At 74.7% G+C, this 23,810-nt stretch carries 2 protein-coding genes; one reads left to right on the forward strand and one right to left on the reverse strand.

Features of this window, described 5'->3' with window-relative positions:
- Positions 1-5: 5 nt before the first annotated feature.
- On the forward strand, positions 6-22,811 hold the full coding sequence (locus AB0K05_RS12260; protein ID WP_364228795.1) for an amino acid adenylation domain-containing protein: 22,806 nt from the start codon (positions 6-8) through the stop codon (positions 22,809-22,811).
- Here the strand turns inward: AB0K05_RS12260 and AB0K05_RS12265 are convergent.
- Positions 22,804-23,799, reverse strand: coding sequence for an ABC transporter substrate-binding protein (locus tag AB0K05_RS12265; RefSeq protein WP_364228797.1), 996 nt, complete (start codon positions 23,797-23,799; stop codon positions 22,804-22,806). The genes AB0K05_RS12260 and AB0K05_RS12265 overlap by 8 nt on opposite strands.
- Between the last annotated feature and the right edge of the window lie 11 nt (positions 23,800-23,810).

The raw sequence follows: 23,810 nt of genomic DNA on the forward strand, positions 1-23,810 counted from the left end.
CAGCCATGGAAGCGAACCGTCCCGCCAGGATCACCACCATCGCCGACCTTTTCATCGACCAGGTGCGCCGGACCCCCGGGGCGCCGGCCGTGGTCGCCCCCGACGTGCGGCTGACGTACGCGGAGCTGGGCACGTACGTCTTCCAGCTCGCGCGACACCTGCAAGCGCGCGGGTTACGGCCCGAGGACGTCGTCGCCGTCTCGACTCCCCGCTCCGCCGAGATGGTGGTCTGCGTGCTGGCCGTCATGGTCGCCGGCGGCGCGTTCGTGCCCGTCGACCCGTCCTGGCCGCAGGCGCGGCAGCGGCAGGTGCGCGCCGAGGCGGGGGCCGTCCACGTGCTGGACGCGCGCGAGGTCGATCTCTCCTCCTGGCGGTACGGCGACGAGCCCGCCGAGCCGCCGGCCGTGTCCATCCAGGGCGGCCGGCTCGCCTACGTGATGTTCACCTCCGGCTCCACCGGCACGCCCAAGGGCGCCATGATCCGCCACGAGGCGATCAGCCACCGCCTGCTCTGGCAGATGGAGGAGATCCTCGGGTTCGGGCCCGGCGACGCGTCGCTGTTCAAGGCGCCGCTGTCGTTCGACATCTCCGTCAACGAGATCCTGCTGCCGCTCGTCTCCGGCGGGTACGTGGTGGTCGCGGAACCCGGCGGCGAGCGCGACCCCCAGTATCTGCTGGACCTGATCGCCCGCGAGGGCGTCACGTTCGTCTACCTCGTGTCGTCGATGCTGGACGTGCTGCTGGAGATGGCGCGCGGCACCTCGCTGCTGTCCGGGCTGAAGCACGTCTGGTGCGGCGGCGAGGTGCTCACCCCGGAGCTGTTCGAGCGCTTCCGCGGCCAGCTCTCCACGACGCTCTACCACGGGTACGGGCCGGCCGAGGCGACCATCGGCGTCTCCCACGTCATCTACCGCGACACCGCCGAGCGCATCGCGACCTCGATCGGCCGCCCCAACCCGCACACCCGGCTGTACGTGCTCGACGAGCGTCTGGAGCGGGCACCCGAGGGGGCCGTGGGAGAGCTGTACGCCGCCGGGTTCCTGCTCGGCCGCGGCTACGTCAAGGCGCCGTCGCTGACGGGCTCCCGGTTCGTCGCCGACCCGTTCGCCGCCGACGGCTCCCGGATGTACCGGACCGGCGACCTGGCCAGATGGGCGCCCGACGGGTCGCTGGAGTTCGTCGGCCGCGCCGACCACCAGGTGAAGATCCGCGGCATGCGGCTGGAGCTGGAGGAGGTCGAGGCCGCCCTCGCCGCCCACCCCCAGGTGCGGCAGGCCGTGGTCGTCGTGGACGCGACCGGCCGGCGACTCGTCGGGTACGTCCGGGCCGACGAGCCCGTCCCGGCCGCTGCGCTGCGCGACTGGTGCGCCGGCCGGCTGCCCGCGTACATGGTGCCGGAGTCGTACGTCGTCCTGGACCGCTTTCCCCTCACCGCCAACGGCAAGGTGGACCGGCAGGCGCTGCCGGAGCCCGCCGTGCGCGCCCGCACGCGCTTGCCACGCACCCCGCGCGAGCGCGCGCTCTGCGAGATCTTCGCGCGGGTGCTGGGCGTGGCCGAGGTGGGGGCGGACGACGACTTCTTCGCGCTGGGCGGTGACAGCATCGTCGCGATCGGCGTGGTCAGGCAGGCGCGGCGCGCGGGCCTTGAGGTACGCGCCCGTGACCTGTTCGCCCATCCCACGCCCGCCGCGCTCGCGGCCGTGGTCACGCCTGTGGACGTCGTCGCGGTGCCTGGAGTGAACGGGGTCGGCGCGGTCCCCGCCACTCCGATCACGTCGTGGCTCCAGGACGTCGGCCCCTCGATGGACGGCTTCGTCCAGTCGATCACCGTCCGCACGCCTCCGGGGCTCACGGGCGGCCAGCTCGAAACGCTGGTCGACGCCGTACTGGACACCCACGACATGCTCCGCGCCCGAACGGTCGCCGTCGGTGATCAGGTCGTGTCCGGGGGAGTGAGGGCGGTCGGTGGTGACGGTGGTCAGGGCGTGTCCGGGGGGTTGGGGTTGGGGGCGGTCACTGGTGATCAGGCCGGATCTGGGGGTGTGGGGGCGGTCGGTGGTGACGGTGGTCCCGTCTCTGGGGGGTTGGGGGAGCGCGGGGGGCCGTCCGGTGGTGGCCGGGATGGTCGTGGTGAGGTGCGGTGGGGGCTGGTGGTGGGGGAGCACGGGTGGCCGCGGGCCGCGGAGGTGATCACTCGGGTCGCGACGGAGGCGGAGCTGGAGCGGCAGGCCGCCGTGGCGGCGGAGCGGCTTGATCCGGGCCGTGGACGGATGATCGACCTGGTGTGGCTGGACGCCGGGGCGCACGCGCAGGGGCGGCTGACCATCGTGATCCATCACGTGGTCGTGGACGGCGTGTCGCTCCGCGTACTCCTGGAGGACCTGAGCCAGGCGTGGGAGGCGGTGCGGGCGGGGCGTCCCGTCGAGCTGCCCCCGGTGCCCACGTCGTTCCGGCAGTGGGCGACGCTGCTCCGGGCCCGCGACTTCGCCGCCGAGGAGGACCACTGGCGGGGCGTCTGCTCGGCGCCCGACCCGATGATCGGCGAACGGCCGCTGGACCCGCGCCGCGACGTGGTCGCCACGGAGGAGTCCCTCACGGTCGAGATCCCGGCCGAGATCGCCGGTCGGCTGCTCGGCGCGGTCCCCGCCGCGGTGCACGGCGGGGTCAACGACGTGCTGGTGACGGCGGCGGCGCTCGCGCTGGGCCGATGGCGTGGTGCCGGTCCGGCCGTGCTGCTGGAACTGGAAGGACACGGACGGGAGGAGGAGGCCGTCGGGGACGTGGACCTCTCCCGTACCTTCGGCTGGTTCACCACCCTGTACCCCGCGCTGATCGACCCCGGCTCCGGAACACCGGGCGAGGCGGTGAAAGCGGTCAAGGAACAGCTCCGCCGCGTGCCGAACCGCGGGATCGGCTACGGCGCGCTCCGATACCTGGGGGACCGGCCCCGCCCCGACCTGACGGTCACCCCACAGGTGCTCGTCCACTACCTCGGCCGCTTCGACGCGACCCCCGACAGTGGCCCGGACGCGACTTCCGAGGGTGGCCTGGGCACGTCTTCCGGCGCTGGTTTGGATGCGATTCCCGGCATCGACCTGAACGCGACCTCCGGCGTCGGCTCGGACGTGATCCTCGACGGCGGCTTGGACGAGACTCCCGACGCCGACCCGGACGCGACCCCCGACACCGACCCGGACGCCGGGTGGGGGGCCGGGGTGGTCGGTGACTGGGCGCCTGTGGGGGAGGGCGAGGTCGTGGGGGAGCGGCGCGATCCGCGGATGCCGCTGCCGCGGGTGCTGGAGATCAACTCCGTTGCCGTGGACGGGGCCGGTGGGCCGGTCCTGACGACCAGGTTCAGCTGGCCGGCGGGTGTGCTGGACGCCGGGCGCGTGCGGGAGCTGGCCGCGATGTGGACGCGGGCGCTCACCGCCATCGCCACCAGCGACACGGTCACCGGGCACACACCGTCCGACTTCCCGCTCGTACCGCTGGACCAGGAGGACGTGGCCGCCATCGAGGCCGAGTCGCCGGGCCTGGAGGACGTGCTTCCGCTGTCGCCCCTGCAGACCGGGCTCTACTTCCACGCCACCTTCGACCCGGGGCACGACCCGTACGTCGTCCAGCAGATCATCGAACTCGACGGCCCGCTCGACGGCGAGCGCCTGCGCCTGGCCGCAGACCGGCTGATCGGACGGTACCCGAACCTGGGCGCGGCCTTCCGCACCACCGGTGACGGTCACGTCGTGGCCGTGATCGCGGGCCGTCAGACGGTACCGTGGCGTACCGAGGACCTGAGCCACCTCGACCACCCGCGGCCCGCCGTCGAGGCGGCGGCCACGGCGGAGCGGTCGGCGCCGTTCGACCTCGCCCGGCCTCCCGCCATGCGTTTCGCGCTGCTCAAGCTCGGCCCTCGGCGGCACGCGCTCGTCCATACCGTGCACCACATCCTGGCCGACGGCTGGTCGGTGCCCCTGATCCTGCGCGACCTGCTCGCCCTGTACGAGGACAGGGACCTGCCCGCACCGCCGCCCTACCGCGAGTTCTTGAAGATGCTCGCGACGCGCGACCCCGAACCTGCGATCGAGGCGTGGACCGCCGCCCTGGCGGGAGTCCACGAGCCGACCCGGCTCGCCGAAGCCCTCACCAGCCCCGCCGACGGCCCAGCCGGTGGGGCCCGAGGCGGTCCCGGCGCCGGCTCGGCAGACGGTGCTGGCGATTGTCCCGTCGGTGGTTCCGACGGCGCGCCCGGCGGTGGGTCCGGTGGCCCGCTCGATGGTGGATCCGGCGGCGCGTCGGGGGATGGGTCCGTAGGCCCGCCGCGTGGCCTGCTCGGAGATGAGTCCGGCGGTGTTGGTGACCGTTCTGGCGGGTTCGGGCGTGTGGTGCGTGAGTTGCCGGATGAGGTGGGGGAGCGGCTGCGGGGGTGGGCGCGGGAGAACGGGCTCACGGTGGGGTCGGTGCTCGCCGCCGCGTGGGGGATCCTGCTCGGACGTCTGACCGGCCGGGACGATGTGACGTTCGGATCGACCGTTTCCGGACGGGCGTCCGGAGAGGTGCCGGGCATCGACGCGATGGCCGGGCTGCTGATCAACACGGTGCCGGCGAGGTTGCGGTGGCATCCGTCGGACACGCTGGCCGACGCGTTGAGCCGATTCGCCCGCGCCCAGCGGGAAGTGATGGAGCACGAGCACGTTCCGCTGGCGGCGCTGCACCGCAGGCTGGGCGTGACCGAGCTGTTCGACACGCTGGTGGTCGTCGAGAACTACCCGGAGTCCCCGGCCGGGGAGGGTGAGCTCCGGATCGCCGGGGTCGACACGATCGAGGCGCCCCACTATCCGGCGACGCTGCTGGCCAAGCCGGGGGCCCGGATCGCGCTCACGCTGACCCACGACCGGCGGCTGGTCTCCGGCACGTCGGCTGCCCTGCTCATCGGTCAGTACGAGAAGCTGCTCGCCGCCGTCGCCGACGACGCCACCCGGACATGCGGCCAGGTGGAGCTGGTCTCCGAGGAGCAGTACGCGCAACTGACGGCTTTCGGCACCGGAGCCCCGGCGGTTGGTGGCACCGGTGTGAATGACGCGTTCGATCGCCGGGTCGCGGGAGTTCGGGGGAGTGGTGATGGCACCGTAGTCGGCCTGTTCGAGCGTCAGGCCGCCGAGCATCCCGCACGCATCGCCGTCGTCTGTGCCGGCGACACGTTCACCTATGCCGAGCTGCGCGACCGTGCTGATCGGGTGTGCGGGACGCTGGCCGCTGCCGGGGTACGGCGCGGTGACATCGTCGCGGTGGCCGCCAGCCGCTCGGCGGACATGGCGGTGGCCCTGCTCGCCGTGATGCGGGCCGGGGCCGCGTACCTGCCCGTCGACCCCGGCTACCCGGCCGCCCGGATCGAGTTCATGCTCGCCGACGCCCGCCCGGTCTGCGTCCTCACGGACGAGGTGAGCGCCAGGACCCTGCCCCCGCACGACCTGCCCTCCTTCACCATCCGAGCAGCAGCCGCCGGACCGCCCGCCCGACCGCTCGCCGGGTCAACCGTCGTCAGGCCGTTGGACGTGGTGTCCGTCGTCTATACCTCCGGCTCGACCGGGCGGCCCAAGGCGGTCGTGGGCACGCATGGCGCGCTCGCCAACCGGCTCGGGTGGGCGGCGGAGGCGTGGGACGCGCGGGTGCGCCTGGCCAAGAGCTCGCTGAGCTTCATCGACGGTACGACCGAGCTGCTCGGCGGACTGGTCGCCGGCGCCACCACGGTCATCGCGGGCGACCGGGAGGCCACCGACGGGGCGGCGCTGGCCGGGCTCGTCGAACGGTCGGGGGCGACCCAGCTCCTCGCCGTGCCCAGCCTGGCGGCGGCGCTCGCCGACACCGCGCCCGAGCGGCTGGCCGCGCTCACCCGCTGGATCTGCAGCGGCGAGCCGCTCGACCGGGCCTGCGTGCGGTCGCTCAGGAAAGCCTCGCCGAACGCCCGGATCGTCAACTCCTACGGTTCCTCCGAGGTCGCGGGAGACGTGCTCCAGGGCGAGGTCGGCCCCGAGGCGCCGGTGACACTGGGCAGGCCGGTGCCGGGAACGCGTCTCTACCTGCTCGACTCCACCCTCCATCCGGTGCCGCCCGGCGTGCCCGGGGAGATCTACGTCGGCGGCGTCCAGCTCGCCCTCGGCTACCTGAACCGGGCCGGGGTGACGGCGGGCCGGTTCGTCGCCGACCCGTTCGGCAGCGGCTCACGCGTCTACCGCACCGGGGACCTCGGCCGGTGGACGCCTGACGGGCAGGTCGAGTTCCTGGGCAGGGCCGACGACCAGGTGAAGATCAACGGCTACCGGGTCGAGCCGGGCGAGCTGGAGGCCGCGCTGATGCGTCGCGCGGGCGTGGCCGACGCGGCGGTGGCGGTGCGGGGACGGGCCCTGCACGCGTACGTGGTGGCCGAGCAGGGAGAGCGGCTCGACCCGAGGGCGCTCCGGGGCCTGCTCGGCGCGGAGCTGCCCGCCTACCTGCTCCCTGCGACGGTGACCGTACTGGACCGGCTCCCCACGCTGCCCAACGGCAAGCGGGACCGTCGCGCGCTGCCCGATCCTGAGGTCACCACCGGCGGCGGGAAGCCACGGACGGCGGGGGAGGCGGCGGTCCTCGCCCGCGTCGTCGGCCTGCTGGGCATCGACGACCTCGGCGTCCACGACGACTTCTTCACCGCCGGCGGCGACAGCATCCTCGCCATCCGCCTCGTCAGCCTGCTCGCCGGGGACGGGATCGAGGTCACCACCGGTGACGTCTTCCGCCTGCGCACGCCCGCCGCCATCGCCGCCTCCGTGACGGGGACCGGACAGGATCCGGCGGAGACCCTTGAGGGCGAGGTCTGGCCGCTGTCCCCGCTCCAGCAGGGCGTCTACTACCAGGCGACGTTCGCCGACAGCGGCAGCACCTACATCGCGCAGAACGTCTTCGACCTCGACCGCCGCGTCGACGTACCGGCCATGACGGCGGCGTTCGCGGCCCTGCTGCGCCGCCACCCCACCCTGCGCGCCTCCTTCGCCGCCGACGGCGCGTCCCAGCGCATCGCCGCCACGGTGCCCGCCGAGGTGCGGGTGGTCGATCTGACCGAAACCGCTGCGAAACCGGCTGAGGTCCGGGCGGCCGGTGCCGCTGGTACGGGCGCCGATCCGGCCGCCCATGCCGCCGTCCGCGACGAGGAACTCGCTGGGGCGAAGGTGGACGGGTTGGGTGCCGTGCGCGGCGAAGGGCTCGCTGGGGGGAAGGTGCCCGGGCTGGGTGCCGTGATCGAGGCCGTGACGCGGGCGGATCGGGAGGAGCCGTTCGATCTGGCGCGTCCGCCTCTGGTCAGGGTGACCGTGGTGCGGCTGCCGGGCGGGCGGGACCGGTTGCTGCTCACGTCCCACTTCCTGCTGTGGGACGGGTGGTCGCGGGAGCTGGTGCTGCGGGAGCTGTTCGCGCTGTACGACTCGCGTGGCGCACGCGGCGCGCTCCCGCCCGCGGAGAGCACGTTCGCCGACTACCTCGCCTGGGTCGGCGGCCGGGACCGTGACGCCGCCGCCGCGGCCTGGGGCGCGGCTCTCGCGGGCGTCCGGGAGCCGACCATCCTGGCGCCGGAGGCCATCGGCCGCGAGCCGGTGGTGCCGGAGCGGATCGTCGCCGCGCTGCCCGCCGAGGTCACCACCCGGCTCGGCGAGCAGGCCGGCCGCGGCGGCGTCACGCTCAACGCGCTCCTGACCGCCGCGCTCGGCATCCTGATCGGGTACGAGGCCGGCCGCACCGACGTGGTGTTCGGCACGACCGTCGCCGGGAGGCCCACCGAGCTGCCCGGGATCGAGAACGTGGTCGGCCTGTTCCTCAACACGGTCCCGGCCAGGGTGTCGGCCACGCCGTCCGCCACCGTGATCGAGCTGGCCCGCCGGGCCCAGGACGACCGCGTCGAGCTGGCGCCGCACGAACACCTCGGGCTCGGCGACATCCATCGCGCCTGCGGCCAGGAGCAGCTGTTCGACGCCCTGTACGTGCTGCAGAACTTCCTGAACGACAGCACGTTCACCGATCTGGAGCGCGAGCACGGCATCGTCGGCGTGGAGTACACCGACACCACCCACTACCCGTTCACCTGGGTGCTCACCCCCGGCGCCAACCTGCGGATCAAGCTCGAATATCGGCCGGACGTGGTGCGCGAACGCGACGCCCGGCGGATGGTGCGCCGCTTCACCCGGCTGCTGGAGCACCTCGCGGGCGGCCTGTCGGCGCCGGTCGGCGCGCTCGACCTGATGCTGGACGAGGAGCGCGCCGAACTGGCCGGGCAGTGGGCGGCGGCCGAGCATCCGATCGGCACGGCGACGATCGCCGGACTGCTGGCCGAGCGGGCCCGCGCCTGTCCCGATCAGGTGGCGCTGGTCTTCGGCGCGCGCTCGCTGACGTACGCCGAGCTGGACGGCCGGATCAACCAGTGCGCCAGGCTGCTGCGGTCGCAGGGCGCGGGGCCCGGCGAGATCGTCGCGCTCGGCCTGCCGCGCGGCGTCGAGATGGTCGTCTCGCTCTTCGCGGTCCTGCGCACCGGCGCCGCCTACCTGCCGCTGGAGCTGGACCATCCCGTCGAACGGCTGGCCGTCATGCTCGACGACGCGCGTCCCGTCCTGCTGGTCTGCGCCGACCCCGATGGCGACCTGGCCGCGCACCAGCGGCGGCTGGGCGGGCGGTGCGTCGTCCCGGACCGGCTCGCCGGGTTCCCGGCGGAGCCGCTGGACGTGGACGTGCCGGGTGACCTGCCCGCCTACGTCATCTACACCTCGGGGTCCACCGGCCGGCCCAAGGGCGTGGTCACCCCGTACCGGGGTCTGACCAACATGCAGCTCAACCACCGGGCCGAGATCTTCGGCCCGGCCGCGCGCCGCACCGGGCGGGACCGGCTGCGCATCGCGCACACCGTGTCGTTCTCGTTCGACATGTCGTGGGAAGAGCTGCTGTGGCTGGTCGAGGGCCACGAGGTGCACATCTGCGACGAGGAGCTGCGCAGGGACGCCGCCGCGCTCGTCGCGTACTGCCGGGACCACCGGATCGACGTCGTCAACGTGACCCCGACCTACGCCCACCTGCTGTTCGAGGAGGGCCTACTCGACGGCGGCCACGCGCCCTGCCTGGTGCTGCTCGGCGGCGAGGCCGTCGGCGACGCCGTCTGGGACCGGCTGAGGTGGCCGGGCGGGCCCGAGGGCTACAACCTGTACGGGCCGACCGAGTACACGATCAACACGCTCGGCGCGGGCACCCGCGACAGCGCCACCCCGACCGTGGGCCGCCCCATCTTGAACACCCGCGCGTACGTGCTGGACCGGTGGCTCCGGCCGGTGCCCGCGGGCGTGGTCGGCGAGCTGTACGTCACGGGCGCCGGGCTCGCCCACGGCTACCTGCACGCGCCCGGTCTGACGGCCGGGCGCTTCGTGGCCGACCCCTTCCTGTCCGGCGGGCGCATGTACCGCACCGGAGACCTCGTCCGCCGGCGTGACGACGGCAACCTCGACTTCCTCGGCCGCGTCGACGACCAGGTGAAGATCCGCGGATACCGGGTCGAGCTCGGCGAGGTCGAATCCGCCCTGTCGGCGCTCCCCCAGGTACGGCAGGCCGCCGTCGTGGCCCGCCCCGACCCCCGCGCGCCCGGCCTCAGGAAACTGGTCGCCTACGTGGTCCCGACCTCGACCACCGACCTCGAACCGGTCGCCGCCGGGTCGGGCGGGGCCGAGTTCGCGGCGCGGGTGCGGGCGGCGCTGGCTGAGCGGTTGCCCGGCTACATGGTCCCCGCGCTGTACGGGATCACGCCCGAGTTGCCGCTGACCGTGAACGGCAAGCTCGACGTCGCCGCGCTTCCCGAGCCCGTGGCGCCGGGAGGCGGGGCACGGCAGGAGCCGCGCGGCGCCGCGGAGCGGACCCTGTGCGGCGTGTACGCCGAGGTGCTCGGCCTGCCGGAGGTGGGGATCGACGACGACTTCTTCGCCGTCGGCGGTGACAGCATCTCCTCCATCGCCGTGGCCGGTCGCGCCCGCGCGGCCGGGCTGGACCTCACCCCGCGCGACATCTTCCGCCGCCGCACCGTGCGCGCGCTCGCCGCCGCCCTGCCGCAGGCGGCCCCCGAGGCCGCGCACGACCCCGGCGCCGGGACGATCCCGCTCACCCCGATGCTCGCCGAGACGATGCTCGCCCGCACCCCGCTGGAGCGCTTCTACCAGTCCATGGTCCTGCCCACCCCGGCAGGCCTCGACCGGGAACAGGTGGAACGGGCGGTACACGCCCTCTGCCTCCACCACGACCTCCTCCGGGCCAGGCTCGACCGCCACGACGACACGTGGACGCTGTCGGTGCCTCCGCCTGCGGAGTTCGACCCCTCCACCCTCTGCATGAACGCGGACCCGCAGGCTGAAGAGGAGGCGGCCGGGCGGCTCGACCCGGAGCGCGGGATCATGGTGCAGGCGGTCTGGTTCGACGGCGGCCCGCGCCCCGGACGGTTGCTGCTGGTCATCCACCATCTGGTCGTCGACGGCGTCTCCTGGCGGGTGATCGCCGAGGACCTCGCACGCGCCTGGACGGACGTGCGGGCGGGCCGCGAACCCGCCCTGGCCCCCGTCCCCACCTCCTTCCGCGCCTGGGCGGAGAAGATCCAGGACACCCGGGCGAGCTTCCGCGACGAGGCAGGCCACTGGCGCGACGTCCTCGCCACCGACGACCCGCCGCTGGGCGCCCGCCCGCTGGACCCCGCCGTCGACACGGCCGCCACCGTCAGTTCGCTGACGGTGGCGCTGCCCCCGGACACGAGCGCGGCCCTGCTGTCCGCCGTGCCCGCCGCGATGCACGGCGGCGTCAACGACGTGCTGCTGACCGGCTTCGCCGTGGCCCTCGCCCGGTGGCGGCGCACGCACGGGCGCGGCGGCGGCTCGGCCGTACTCCTCAGCCTCGAAGGCCACGGCCGCGACGGCGAGCTCGCCGGCGGCGCGGACCTGTCACGGACCGTGGGCTGGTTCACCGCCATCCACCCCGTGCGGCTGGATCCCGGGCCGCTGAGCTGGGACGAGGTCATGGCGGCCGGCCCCGGGCTGGCCGGCGCGGCCAAGGCGGTCAAGGAACAGCTGCGCGCGGTGCCGCGCAACGGTCTCGGGCACGGGGTCCTGCGCCATCTCGACGGCCTGGACCTGCCGCGGCCGCCGCAGATCCTCTTCAACTACCTGGGCCGGTTCGCCGCCGGCGGGAGCACGCTGCGCGAGGGCGTGCACCCGGACAACCCCGCGATGGGGCTGGAGATCAACGCCCTGGCCCAGGACGGGCCGGACGGGACCACGTTCACGGCCACGCTCTCCTGGCCGTCCGGCGTCATGCCCGCCGAGGACGTCGCCGAGCTGGCGGAGCTCTGGACGGCCGCGCTGACGGCGCTGACCCGCTGCGCAGAACTGGCCGGGCACACCCCGTCCGACTTCCCCCTGATCAAGCTGACGCAGCGGGACGTGGACCGGTTCGCGGGCGCGCGGGACATCCTCCCGCTGCTGCCGCTCCAGCAGGGCATGTACTTCCACGCGTCGTTCGGCGCCGGCCACACGGACACGTACGTGGTGCAGCAGGTCGCCGAGCTGTCCGGGCCCGTGGACCGGGCGGCGCTGCGCCGCGCGGTGACCGCGACCGTGCACCGCCACGACGCCCTGCGCGCGAGCTTCCGCGAACTGGCCGACGGGCGGGTGGTCCAGGTGATCGCCGAAACCGTCGAGGTGCCGTGGCGCGAGGCCGACCTGAGCGGCCTGCCCGCCGAGGAGGCCCACGCCCGGCTGGCCGAGCTGACCGCCGCCGAGCTGGCCGAGCCGTTCGACCTGGCCGCCGCGCCGCTGGTGCGCTACGCGCTGGTCTCGCTCGGCGACGCCGACCACCGGCTCGTGGAGACCATGCACCACATCGTCGCCGACGGCTGGTCGTACCCGCTGGTGTTCGGCGACATCGTCGAGTCGTACGAGCGCGGGCGCGCGCTGCCCGCGCCGGCGGTGACGTTCCGCGACCACGTGGAGGCGGTGGCCGGGCTCGACCGGGCTGCCGCCCGCGACGTGTGGGCCGCCGCGCTGACCGGTGTCTCCCCGACCCGCCTGTACGACGGCGCGTACGCGGTGTCCAGGCACGACGGCGTGCACCGGGACCTGCCCGTCGGCGAGGTCGTCGCGGCGGCCCGCGAGCGCGGGGTGACGCTGAGCACGTTCGTGCACGCGGCGTGGGGGCTGGTGCTGGGCGGGCTGCTCGGGCGCGCGGACGTGGTCTTCGGCTCCACGGTGTCGGGGCGCGGCGGGAGCCTGCCCGGCGTCGAGACGATCGTCGGCCTGCTGATCAACACCATTCCCGTGCCGATGTCCTGGGACCCCGGCGCCACGCTGGGCGACGTCCTCGACCGGCTGCACGCGCGGCAGGGCGACCTGCTCGACGCGCAGCACGTCGGGCTCGCCGAGCTGGCCCGTCTCACCGGGGTCCGCGAGCTGTTCGACACCATGGTCGTGGTCGAGAACTTCCCCGCCGTGCCCGCCGGCGAGCGCTCCGGGCTCACGTTCCGCGGCTTCACCGGCACCGACTCGCCGCACTACCCGGTCTCCCTGGTGGCCTTCCCCGGCGAGCGGCTCACCCTGGAGATCAAGTACGACGTCGCGCTGGTCGGCGAGGAGCGGGCCGGGCGGCTGCTCGACCTGGTCGTCCGGGTCCTCGACCAGCTGGTCCACGCCCCCGGCACGCCCGTCTCCCAGCTGGACCTGCCGCCGCTCGGCACGTCGCCGGACCGGGCGGGTGTGGCGGCATCCCGTACGGCGTTCCTCGGGGCGGCGACGCTGGCGGACGCGTACGCCGCCGCTCGGCCGGAGGCCACCGCTACGGCCGTGACCTGGCGCGACACCTCGCTCACCCACGCCGAGCTGGACGAGGTCGCCACCAGGCTGGCCAGGACGCTGGTCGCCAGGGGAGTGGGGCCCGAGTCGAGGGTGGCCGTGGCGCTGCCGCGCTCGGCCGATCTCGTCGTCGCGCTGCTCGCCGTCGTCAAGGCCCGCGGCTGTTACGTGCCGCTGGACATCGACGCCCCCGCCGCCCGGCTGAGGTTCATCCTGGACGACGCGGCCCCGGTGTGCCTGCTGACCGATCCCGCGACCCTGGCCCGCCTGCCCGAGCCGACCGTACCGGTCGTCCTGCTGAACGAGCCGCCCCAGGACGGCCATCAGTACGGTGCGGATCTGGACGGACCCGGTGCCGCGGACAGTGCGGCGTACATCATCTACACCTCCGGGTCGACGGGGCGGCCGAAGGGGGTGGCGGTGACGCATCGCAACGTGCTGTCGCTGTTCGGCGCGGCCGGTGAGGTCTTCGACTTCGACGCCTCGGACGTGTGGACGATGTTCCACTCGGTCGCGTTCGACTTCTCGGTGTGGGAGCTGTGGGGGGCGCTGCTGCACGGCGGGCGGCTGGTGGTCGTCGACCAGGAGGTGGCCCGCGACCCGCGGCGCTTCCTGGGCCTGCTGGAGCGCGAGCGGGTGACCGTGCTCAACCAGACCCCGTCCGCGTTCTACCCGCTGGTCGAGGCGGCGCGGGGCGAGCTCGCGCTCCGGTACGTGATCTTCGGCGGCGAGGCGCTGGACCCGGGCCGCCTGGCCCCGTGGCGGCGGCGCCATCCCGCCACGGCCCTGGTCAACATGTACGGGATCACCGAGACGTGCGTGCACGTCACGTTCCACGCCCTGACGTCGGACGACACCGCGAGCGTCATCGGCGGGCCGTTGCCCGGCCTCCGCGTGCACGTGCTCGACCGCCACCTGCGGCCGGTCCCGCCGGGGGCCGCGGGAGAGGTGTACGTCGCGGGTGACCAGCTGGCCCGCGGGTACCTCGACCGCCCGGCGCTGACCGCCGCCCGCTTCGTCGCCGACCCGTTCACCCCGGGCGGGCGGCTGTACCGCAGCGGCGACCTCGCCCGCCGCACCCCCGGCGGGGACCTCGTCCATCTCGGCCGCGCCGACCGGCAGGTGAAGATCCGCGGCTACCGGATCGAGCTCGGCGAGGTCGAGTCCGCCCTGCTGACGCTCGACGGCATCGCCGACGCCGCCGTGGTCGTACGAGAGGACCGGCCGGGCCGCCGGCGCCTGGTCGCGTACGTGGTCGCGCGTCAGGGAGCGCGGGTGGACATGGCCAGGGAGCACCTGGCCAGGCTGCTGCCTTCCTACGCCGTCCCGGCCGCGTTCGTCCCCCTCGACGCGCTGCCGCTCACCGTCAACGGCAAGCTCGACCGCGACGCCCTGGCCACCCACCCGCCTGCCCCGGCCCCCGCCGGGCCGGGCGCCGAAGGGGGCGCGGCGGAGGTGCTGCGGGCGCTCTTCGCGGAGGTTCTCCAGCTCGCCTCGGCCGGGGGCGACGACGACTTCTTCCACCTCGGCGGCGACAGCATCATCGCCATCCAGCTCGTGAACCTCGCCAGGCGCCGCGGGCTGCGGCTGTCACCGCAGGACGTGTTCGTGCACAGGACCCCGGCGGCCCTCGCGGCGGCGGCGGCTCCGCGGCCGGTCGAGCCGGTGGCGGACGCCGCAGAGGGAGACGGCGTCGGCGAGATCATGCTGATGCCGATCGTGCACCGGCTGGCCGAGCTGGGCGGGAGGATCTCGCGGCTGAACCAGGCCGAGCTGCTCCGCACCCCGGCGGGGATGACCCGTGAGCAGGTCGCCGCGCTCGTCCGGGTGCTGGTCGACCGGCATGACGCGCTGCGGTCGCGGCTGAGCAGGCTGTCGCCGTTGCTGTGGTCGCTGGAGGCGCGAGCGGCCGGTGACACGCCGGATCCCGGCGTGCTCGCGGTCGACGCGACGGGGCTCGGCGACGACGGCCTGAGCGCCGTGATCGCAGCCGAGTCCGACGCCGCCGCCGACCGGCTCGACCCCGACGCCGGGCGGATGGTCGAGGCGGTGTGGTTCGACAGGGGGCCGGACCGGCAGGGCAGACTGCTGATCGTCGCCCACCATCTGGTGGTCGACGGGGTGTCCTGGCGGATCCTCGCCGAGGACCTGAGGCAGGCCTGGGAAGCCGTCTCGGCCGGGGAGCGGCCCGTGCTCGACCCGGTCGGCACCTCCCTGCGCGCCCACGCGCGCTCGCTGGCCGAGAACGCCGCCCAGGCCGCCAGGCTGGCCGAGTTCGAGCACTGGACGGCCACGCTGCGGCCGGGCGGCGAGCTCGACCCGTCGGCCACGACCGCCGGCCTGACGGTGGGCGCCACCCGGGACCACGTCCTCCGCGTGCCCGGCGACGTGACCGGGCCGCTGCTCACCACCGTCCCGGGCAGGCTGGGCGTGGACGTCACCGAGGCGCTGGTCGCCGCGCTGCGCACGGGCGTCGCGCGCTGGCGGGCGGCGAGGGGCGGGGACGCCGGGGCGCCGCTGGTGATCGACCTGGAAAGGCACGGCCGCGAGGGCGACGCCGACCTCTCCCGTACGGTCGGCTGGTTCACCGCCATCGCGCCCGTACGGCTGCCGGGCGGCTCGGCCGGTCCCGCCGAGGTACGGCGAGCCGTGCGGGCGGCCCCGGACGGCGGGCTCGGGTTCGGGCTGCTGCGCTACTGCAACCCCCGGACCGCGGCCCCGCTCGCCCGGCTCGGCACGCCCCAGCTGCTCTTCAACTACCTCGGCAGGTTCCCCGTCGGAGGGGAGGGGGATTGGGACACGGCGCCGGAGACCGCCGCGCTGCGCGTGGCCCCCGACCCCGACCTGGGCACCCCGTACCTGCTGGAGATCAACGTCGCCTGCCACGACACGCCCGACGGGCCGGAGCTGCGCGCCGTCCTCACGTACGCGGAAGGAGGACTGGGCGCGGACGACGTGCGCGCGCTCGCCGACGACTGGGCCGCCGCCCTCCGCGACCTCATCCTGGAGAAGGCCGAGCCGCGAGCACTGACCGCGGCCACCCGGGAGCCTCGGACAGATGCCGGGACCGCGGCGGCGCCGGGGGACGGGCCGCGGACGTGGGCGCTGTCCCCGTTGCAGGAAGGGCTGTTCTTCCAGGCGCGTTACGCCGGGGACGCCGACGTGTACGTGGCGCAGAACGCGTTCGACTTCGCCGGACGGCTGGATCTCGGGCGTCTGCGCCGGGCCTACGCGGCGCTCCTCGACCGGCACGCGACGCTGCGTCTCGGGTTCGTCGCGGACGGCGGGCACCGGCCGGTCGCCGTGGTCGGGAGCGGGCTGGACGCCGCCGTCGGGGAGATCGACCTGTCGGCGGACGGTTCCCGGCTGCCGGAGGTGATGGAGGAGGACCGGCGGCGGCCCTTCGACCCGGCCGCGCCGCCGCTCTGCCGGTTGACCGTGGTCCACCTGCCCGGCCGTGACCGCCTGCTGCTCACGTACCATCTGCTCCTGTTCGACGGCTGGTCGCGGGAGCTGGTGCTGCGCGAGCTGTTCGCGCTGTACGAGTCCGGCGGCGAGCGCGGCGTCCTCCCCGAGGGCGGGGCGGTCTACACCGGCTACCTCGCCTGGCTGGCCCGCCAGGACGGCGACGCGGCGGCGCGGGCCTGGGCGGAGGCGCTCGCGGGCCTGGAGCCCACCATCCTGTTCCCCACGGCGGCGGGGACCGCGCCGGTGCCCGCGACCAGCCTGGCGTTCCGGCTCACCGAGGAACAGACGCGGCGCGTCACCCGCCAGGCCCGCCGGTCCGGGGTGACGCTCAACGCGCTGCTCACCACCGCGCTCGGCCTGGTGCTGGCCCACGCGTCCGGCCGCCGCGACGCGATCTTCGGCACGACCGTCGCCGGGCGGCCGACCGAGCTGGAGGGCGTCGAGTCGGCGATCGGCGTGTTCCTCAACACGGTGCCCACGGCGGTCCGGCTCGCCCCGGACGAGAGCGTGCTGGACGTCATGCGGCGGGTCCAGGCCGACCGTGTCGCGCTGATGCCGCACGAGTATCTGGGGCTCGGCGACATCCAGCGCGCGGCGGGCCGCGACCAGCTGTTCGACAGCCTGTACGTGCTGCAGAACTTCCTCGGCGACGACACGTTCACCGATCTGGAGGAGGCGCACGGCATCGTCGGCGTGTCCAGCGTGGACGCCACGCACTTCCCGCTGACCTGGGTGGCCACCCCGGGCGCGCGGCTCTCCGTGCGGCTGGAGTACCGGGCCGACGTGGTGGCGCGGGAGCGGGCGGAGGCGCTGCTGGCCCGGCTGGAGCGGGTGCTGCTCCGCCTCGTGGACGACCCGGCGGCGACCGTGGCCGACGTGCCGCTGCTGCTGCCGGGGGAGAGCGCCGTGCCCGCCGGGGCCGTGCGGCCCATCGGCGAGGACACGATCGCGGACCTCCTGGCGGCCCAGGCGCGGCGCACCCCGGAGCGGCCCGCGCTCACCTCGGGCACGCGGACCCTTACCTACGCCGAGCTGGACGCCCGGGTGAACCAGATCGCGCGCTCGCTGCTGGCCGGGGGAGCGGGACCCGAGAAGATCGTCGCGCTCGCCGTGCCCCGGTCGGCCGACATGGTCGCCGCGCTGTTCGCTGTGCTCCGCACCGGGGCGGCCTACCTCCCGCTCGAACTCGACAACCCCGGCGACCGGCTGCTGGCGATGCTGGCCGACGCCCGCCCGGTGCTGCTGGTGACCACGCGGGCGGTGGAGCCCAGGCTCGCCTCCCATCCGGTGGCGCGGCTGTGCCTGGAGGACGTGTCGGGACCCGCCGATCCGGTCACCGTCGCGCGCGGGCCGGGTCACCTCGACCATCCCGCGTACGTCATCTACACCTCCGGCTCCACCGGCCGCCCCAAAGGCGTGGTCACGCCGTACCGGGGACTGACCAACATGCAGCTCAACCACCGGGAGGCGATCTTCACGCCGGCCGTCGCCGCGACCGGCGGGCGGATCCTCACCATCGCGCACACCGTCTCCTTCTCCTTCGACATGTCGTGGGAGGAACTGCTCTGGCTGGTCGAGGGCCACCACGTGCACATCTGCGACGAGGAGCTGCGCAGGGACGCCACCGCGCTCGTCGCCTACTGCCACCGCCACCGCGTCGACGTGGTGAACGTGACGCCCACCTACGCCCGGCACCTGCTCGACCAGGGCCTGCTCGACGGCCCGCACCGCCCGCCGCTGGTGCTGCTCGGCGGCGAGGCGGTGCCCCAGTCCCTGTGGTCGGAGCTGCGCGACGCCGAGGGCGTGAGCGGCTACAACCTCTACGGGCCGACCGAGTACACGATCAACACGCTCGGCGCGGGCACCGGCGAGAGCGCCACCACCACGGTCGGGCGGCCGATCTGGAACACCCGCTGTCACGTGCTGGACGCCTTCCTGCGCCCGGCCCCCGTCGGCGAGCTCTACATCGCGGGGGCGGGCCTGGCGCGCGGCTACCTCGGCCGCGCCGGGCTGACCGCCGGGCGGTTCGTCGCCGACCCGTCCGTCCCGGGCGGGCGCATGTACCGCACCGGCGACCTCGTCCGCGTCCGGGAGGACGGCAACCTCGACTTCCTCGGCCGCACCGACGACCAGGTCAAGATCCGCGGGTACCGGGTGGAGCCGGGCGAGGTCGAGGCCGCCGTCACCGCTAGGCCCGGGGTGCGCCGGAGCGCCGTCCTCGCCGTCCCCGACGGCTCCGGCGCCAGGCGCCTGGTGGCCTACCTCGTCCCCGACGGCCCCGCGGGCGCCGAGCTGGCCGCCGCCGTGCACGCCGGGCTCAAGGAGGTGCTGCCCGGTTACATGGTGCCGGCGGCGTACGCGGTGGTGGACGCGCTGCCGCTGACCGTGAACGGCAAGCTCGACACCGCCGCGCTGCCCCCGCCCAGCGCGCCGGCGTCGCGTTCGCGACCGCCCGCCGACGAGCGGGAGCGGCTGCTGTGCACGCTGTTCGGCCGGGCGCTCGACACCGGCGACGTCGGGCCCGACGACGACTTCTTCGACCTGGGCGGGCACTCCCTGCTGGCCATCCGGCTGCTCGGGCTCGTGCGCGCCGCCACGGACGCGGACCTCACGCTGCGCGACCTGTTCGACGCGCGCACCCCGGCCCGGCTCGCCGCCCGTCTCGCCAGCGGCGCGGCGCCGTCCGGGCGGCCCCCGCTCACCCGGCGGCCCCGCCCCGACCGGGTGCCGCTGTCGCCCGCGCAGGAGCGGCTCTGGCTGCTCCAGCAGCTCGACCCCGGCTCGACCGCCTACACCTACCCGCTGCTCGTCCGGCTGCGCGGCGCGGTGGACGCCGCCGCCCTGCGCGCCGCGCTCGGCGACGTGGCGGCCAGGCACGAGGTGCTCCGCACGGTCATCGACGAGGGGCCCGCACAGCGGGTGCTCGCCGCACCCCGGATCGACCTGGACGTCGTACGATGCCCGGACGCGGGCCCGGTGCTGGCCGAGGCGCTCGCCCGTCCCTTCGACCTGGCCGCCGGGCCGCCGCTGCGGGCCACCCTCGTCGAGGAGCACGACACCGGCCACACCGTGCTGGCGCTGGTGCTGCACCACATCGCGATGGACGAGTGGTCCGACGGCCCGCTGCTGCGCGACCTCGGCGCCGCCTACGCCGCCCGGCTGGCGGGCCGGGCCCCCGACTGGGAGCCGCTGCCGGTGCAGTACGCCGACTACGCCCTCTGGCTGTCGCTCGACGACCGGCACGACGACGACCGCGCCTACTGGGAGCGGCGGCTGCGCGGCCTGCCCGCCGAGATCGCCCTGCCCGCCGAGCGTGCGCAACGGGTACGGACCGGGCGCCCCGCCGGGCAGGTGACCGCCACGATCCCGCCGGAGCTGGCCGCGTCGCTGCGGGAGCTGGGGCACGCCGAGTCGGCGAGCATGTTCATGGTGCTCCACGCGGCGCTGGCCACCCTGCTCAGCCGTCTCGGCGCCGGTACGGACATCCCCATCGGCACCCCCGCCTCCGGCCGCGCCGATCCCGCCCTGCACGACCTCGTCGGGTTCTTCGTCAACACCGTCGTGCTCCGTACGGACCTGTCCGGCTCGCCCACCTTCGCCGAGCTGCTGCGGCGGGTGCGCGAGACGGACCTGGCCGCGTTCGAGCACGCGAGCCTGCCCTTCCAGCAGGTGGTCGAGGCGGTCAACCCGGCTCGGGCGCAGGGCCGCAACCCGCTGTTCCAGGTGATGCTCGGCTACCTGCACCGCCCGGCCGGGCGTGACACCGTGCTCGGCCTGCCGGTGGGGGAGGCGCCCCCGGTCGCCGCCGACCCCAAGGTGGACCTGAACCTCACCTTCGTCGACGGCGAGCCGTTCGAGATGGTCCTGGAGTACGACGCGGACCGCTTCCACCCGGCGACCGCGCGGCGGCTGGCCGACCGCCTCCTGGTGCTGCTCGCCGAGGTCGCCGCACGCCCGGAGCAGCCGATCGAGTCCCTGGACGTCCTGTCGGAACGCGACCGGACCGACCTGGCCGACTGGCAGACCGGCGGCCCGGCCCCGATCGGCGGAGCGCCGTGGCACGCCCGGTTCTCGGCGCTGGCGAGGGCGACTCCGGAGGCGGACGCCTGCGTGTTCGAGGGCCGGACGATGAGCTACGCCGAGCTGGACGCCGCCTCCGACGCCTTCGCCGCCAGGCTCGCGGGGCTCGGGCCGGAGGACCTGGTCGGGATCGCCCTGCCGCGGTCGGCGGAGCTGCTGGTGGCCGTGCTCGGCGTGGCCAAGGCGGGCGCCGCCTACCTGCCGCTCGACCCCGCGTTCCCTGCCGAGCGGCTGCGCTTCATGGTCGAGGACGCGCGACCGGCCGCGATCGTCGTGGACGACCGCACCCGCGACCGCTTCCCCGGCGGCATCACGCTCGACGGCCCCCCGGTCCCCGCCCCGGCGCGTGACGAGAGCGCGCCGGGCGATCCGCGGACGGCGGCGTACGTCATCTACACCTCCGGTTCGACCGGGCGTCCCAAGGGCGTGGTGGTGACCCGGGGAGACCTGGAGTGCTTCCTCGGCGCGCTGCCCGTGACCGGGCCGGGCGACCGGCTGCTCGCCGTGACCACGCTCTCCTTCGACATCTCGGTCCTCGAACTGATGGGGCCGCTGCGTACCGGAGGCTGCGTGGTCATCGCCTCGGACGCGCAGGTGAGGGACCCGCGGCTGCTCGCGGGGCTGATGCGGGACGAGCGGGTCACGATCGTGCAGGCCACCCCGTCGCTGTGGTCGGCGCTGCCCGCCGACGCCGAGCTCGGCGGGGTGCGCGTGCTGGCAGGCGGCGAGGCGCTGCCCCCCGCCCTGGCGGAGCACCTGGCCGAGCGGGCCGCGAGCGTGACCAACCTGTACGGCCCCACCGAGGTGACCGTCTGGGCCACCGCCGCGGCCGTCCGCCGGGGCGAACGTCCCGCGCTCGGCCGCCCGCTGCCGGGCACGGCCGCGTACGTGCTGGACGCGGCGCTGCGCCCGGTGGCTCCCGGCGTCGCGGGGGAGCTGTATCTCGGCGGCGCCCAGGTCACGCGCGGCTACCTGCGCCGCCCGGGGCTCACCGCGGCCAGGTTCGTCGCCGACCCCTTCACCGGCGGGCGCATGTACCGCACCGGTGACCTCGCCAGGTGGAGCGCCGAAGGGGAGCTGGAGTTCCTGGGGCGCGCCGACCACCAGGTCAAGGTGCGGGGTTTCCGCGTCGAGCTCGGCGAGATCGAGGCGGTCGCCGCCACCTGCCCCGGCGTGGCGGCGGTCGCGGTCGCCGCCCGCCGGGACCGGATCGTCGCCTACGTCACCGCGCCGGCCCCCGGGCTCCGCGACCACCTCGCGGAGCGGCTGCCGTCCTCCATGGTCCCCGCCGCCGTCGTCGTGCTCGACGAGCTGCCGCGCACCCCCAACGGCAAGGTGGACCGGGCCGCGCTGCCCGACGTGGACCTCGCGCCCTCGGCCGCCGGCGTCGTGCCGCGCACCCGTGCCGAGGCGGCCGTCTGCGCCGTCATGGCCGAGGTGCTGGGCGTCGGGCGGGTCGGCGTGGACGACGACTTCTTCGCCCTGGGCGGCCACTCGCTCCTGCTCGTCAGGCTGGCCGCCGCCCTGCGCGCGGAGCTGGGCGCCGAGATCCCGGTCGCGGACCTGTTCACCGCCCCCACCGCCGCCGCCCTGGCCCGGCGGATCGCCGGCGGCGCCCCCGCCGGCGACGCGATGGCCGAACTGCTCGTCCTGCGGCCGGGCGGATCGCGGCCGCCCCTGTTCTGCTTCCCGCCCGCGAGCGGGCTCGCCTGGCAGTTCGCCGCGCTCAAGCGCCACCTGCCGGAGGACGTCCCGCTGTACGGGCTGCAGTCGCCCCGCCTGAGCCGCGACACCGCCCTGCCCGAGACCATGGACGAGCTCGCCGCCGAGTACGCCGGCCTGATCGGACGCACCGCCCCGGAAGGCCCCGTCAGCCTGCTCGGCTGGTCGTTCGGCGGCGCGGTGGCCCACAAGGCCGCGGTGCTGCTGGCCGCGGAGGGCCGCGAGATCGGCCTGCTCGGCATGCTGGACACGCCGCTGGAGGTGCCCGGAGGGGCGGACGACGTCGCCGCGCTGCTGGCCGAGATGGGTTACCGGGTGCCGGACGGGCGCATGTCGGTCGCCGACGCCGTCGCGTTCCTGCGCGGCCTCGGCGACGGCGTCGCGGTCCTGGCGGACGAGCAGATCGGGCGCGTCGTGGAGAGCTACCTGGACAGCGACCGCATGATGGCGCGGGCCCGGTACGACGTGTTCCCCGGCGACGTGCTCTTCGTCGACGCCACCGTGCCGGAGCCGGGCTTCACCGGGAGGGCCTCCGGCCGGTGGCGCCCCCACGTGGCGGGCGAGCTGCGCGCGGTCGCCGTGGAGTGCCGTCACTCCGAACTGCTGGACGCCCGCGCGCTGGAGATCGTCGGCCCGCTGCTGGCCCGCCTCATGTGATGGCGGACAGGTCCTTGACCGGGGTGGAGGGGTCCATGTCGGCGGCGTTCGCGAGCTGCGGCACGAGCACGTCGAGCGCGTACAGCAGCGCGTCCGGCCCGCTGTAGGAGAGCGCGCCGCCGAGCGGGGTGGAGAAGTCCGTGTAGATCGTGCGGTCGCTCTCGACGACCTTCAGCCGGGAGAAGACCGGCGAGGCCAGCATCTTCTCCTTCGTCGAGCCGTTGACGAACAGCACGTCGCGGTCGATCAGGTCCAGCCGTTCCTCGCTGATCTCGTTGGCCTCGCTCTGCGCGGCGAAGCCGAGCGCGTCGAACAGCGCGCGGCGCGGATCGCGGGCCGGGATCAGCCAGTGCTGCCCGTTCTCCGGCCCGAAGTCGACCACCAGGACCTTGCCGGCGAACTCGGGGTGCGCCCGCTTCGCCTCGGCGATCTTCGCGTTGACCTTGTCGACGAGGGCCTGAGCCTCGGCGGCCTTGCCCAGCGCCTTGCCCGTGGTGATCGTCTGGACGTCCCAGGGGGTCTGCTCGTCGGCGTAGGCGTCCGACTGGATCACGGTGGGCGCGATCTGCGAGAGCTTCTCGTACGTCTCCTTGTTGATCGTCTCGTAGATCGCGATGATCACGTCGGGGCGCTGCTTGATGATCGCCTCGAAGTTGAGCTCCGCCGAGAACGTGGACAGCTCCTGGCCGCCCAGCGCCTTCTTGACCCACGGGAAGGTCGCGTACGCGTCGAACCACGCGCGGGTGCTGACCGGGACCACGCCCAGCGCGAGCGCGAAGTCCTGGTCGTTCCAGCCGACGGTGACGACCCGGGCGGGCCTGGTCTCGATCGTGGTGCTGCCGAACTTGTGCTCGATGGTGACCGGGAACGCGGTGTCCGCCGGCGCGGAGGCACTCGGGGCGGCAGGCTCCGGGGCCGCGCAGGAGACCAGCGAGGCCGCCAGGAGGAGGGATAAGAAGGCTCGCGGAACCGCACGGGAACTGATCATGGGGATTCCTT

Source organism: Nonomuraea sp. NPDC049486, from assembly GCF_040676925.1.
GTDB lineage: Bacteria > Actinomycetota > Actinomycetes > Streptosporangiales > Streptosporangiaceae > Nonomuraea > Nonomuraea ferruginea.

What these genes read in the sequence shown, in the direction of transcription:
- AB0K05_RS12265 (WP_364228797.1), bottom strand. Translation starts at nt 23,799, where the DNA reads ATGATCAGTTCCCGTGCGGTTCCGCGAGCCTTCTTATCCCTCCTCCTG.
- AB0K05_RS12260 (WP_364228795.1), top strand. Translation starts at nt 6, where the DNA reads ATGGAAGCGAACCGTCCCGCCAGGATCACCACCATCGCCGACCTTTTC.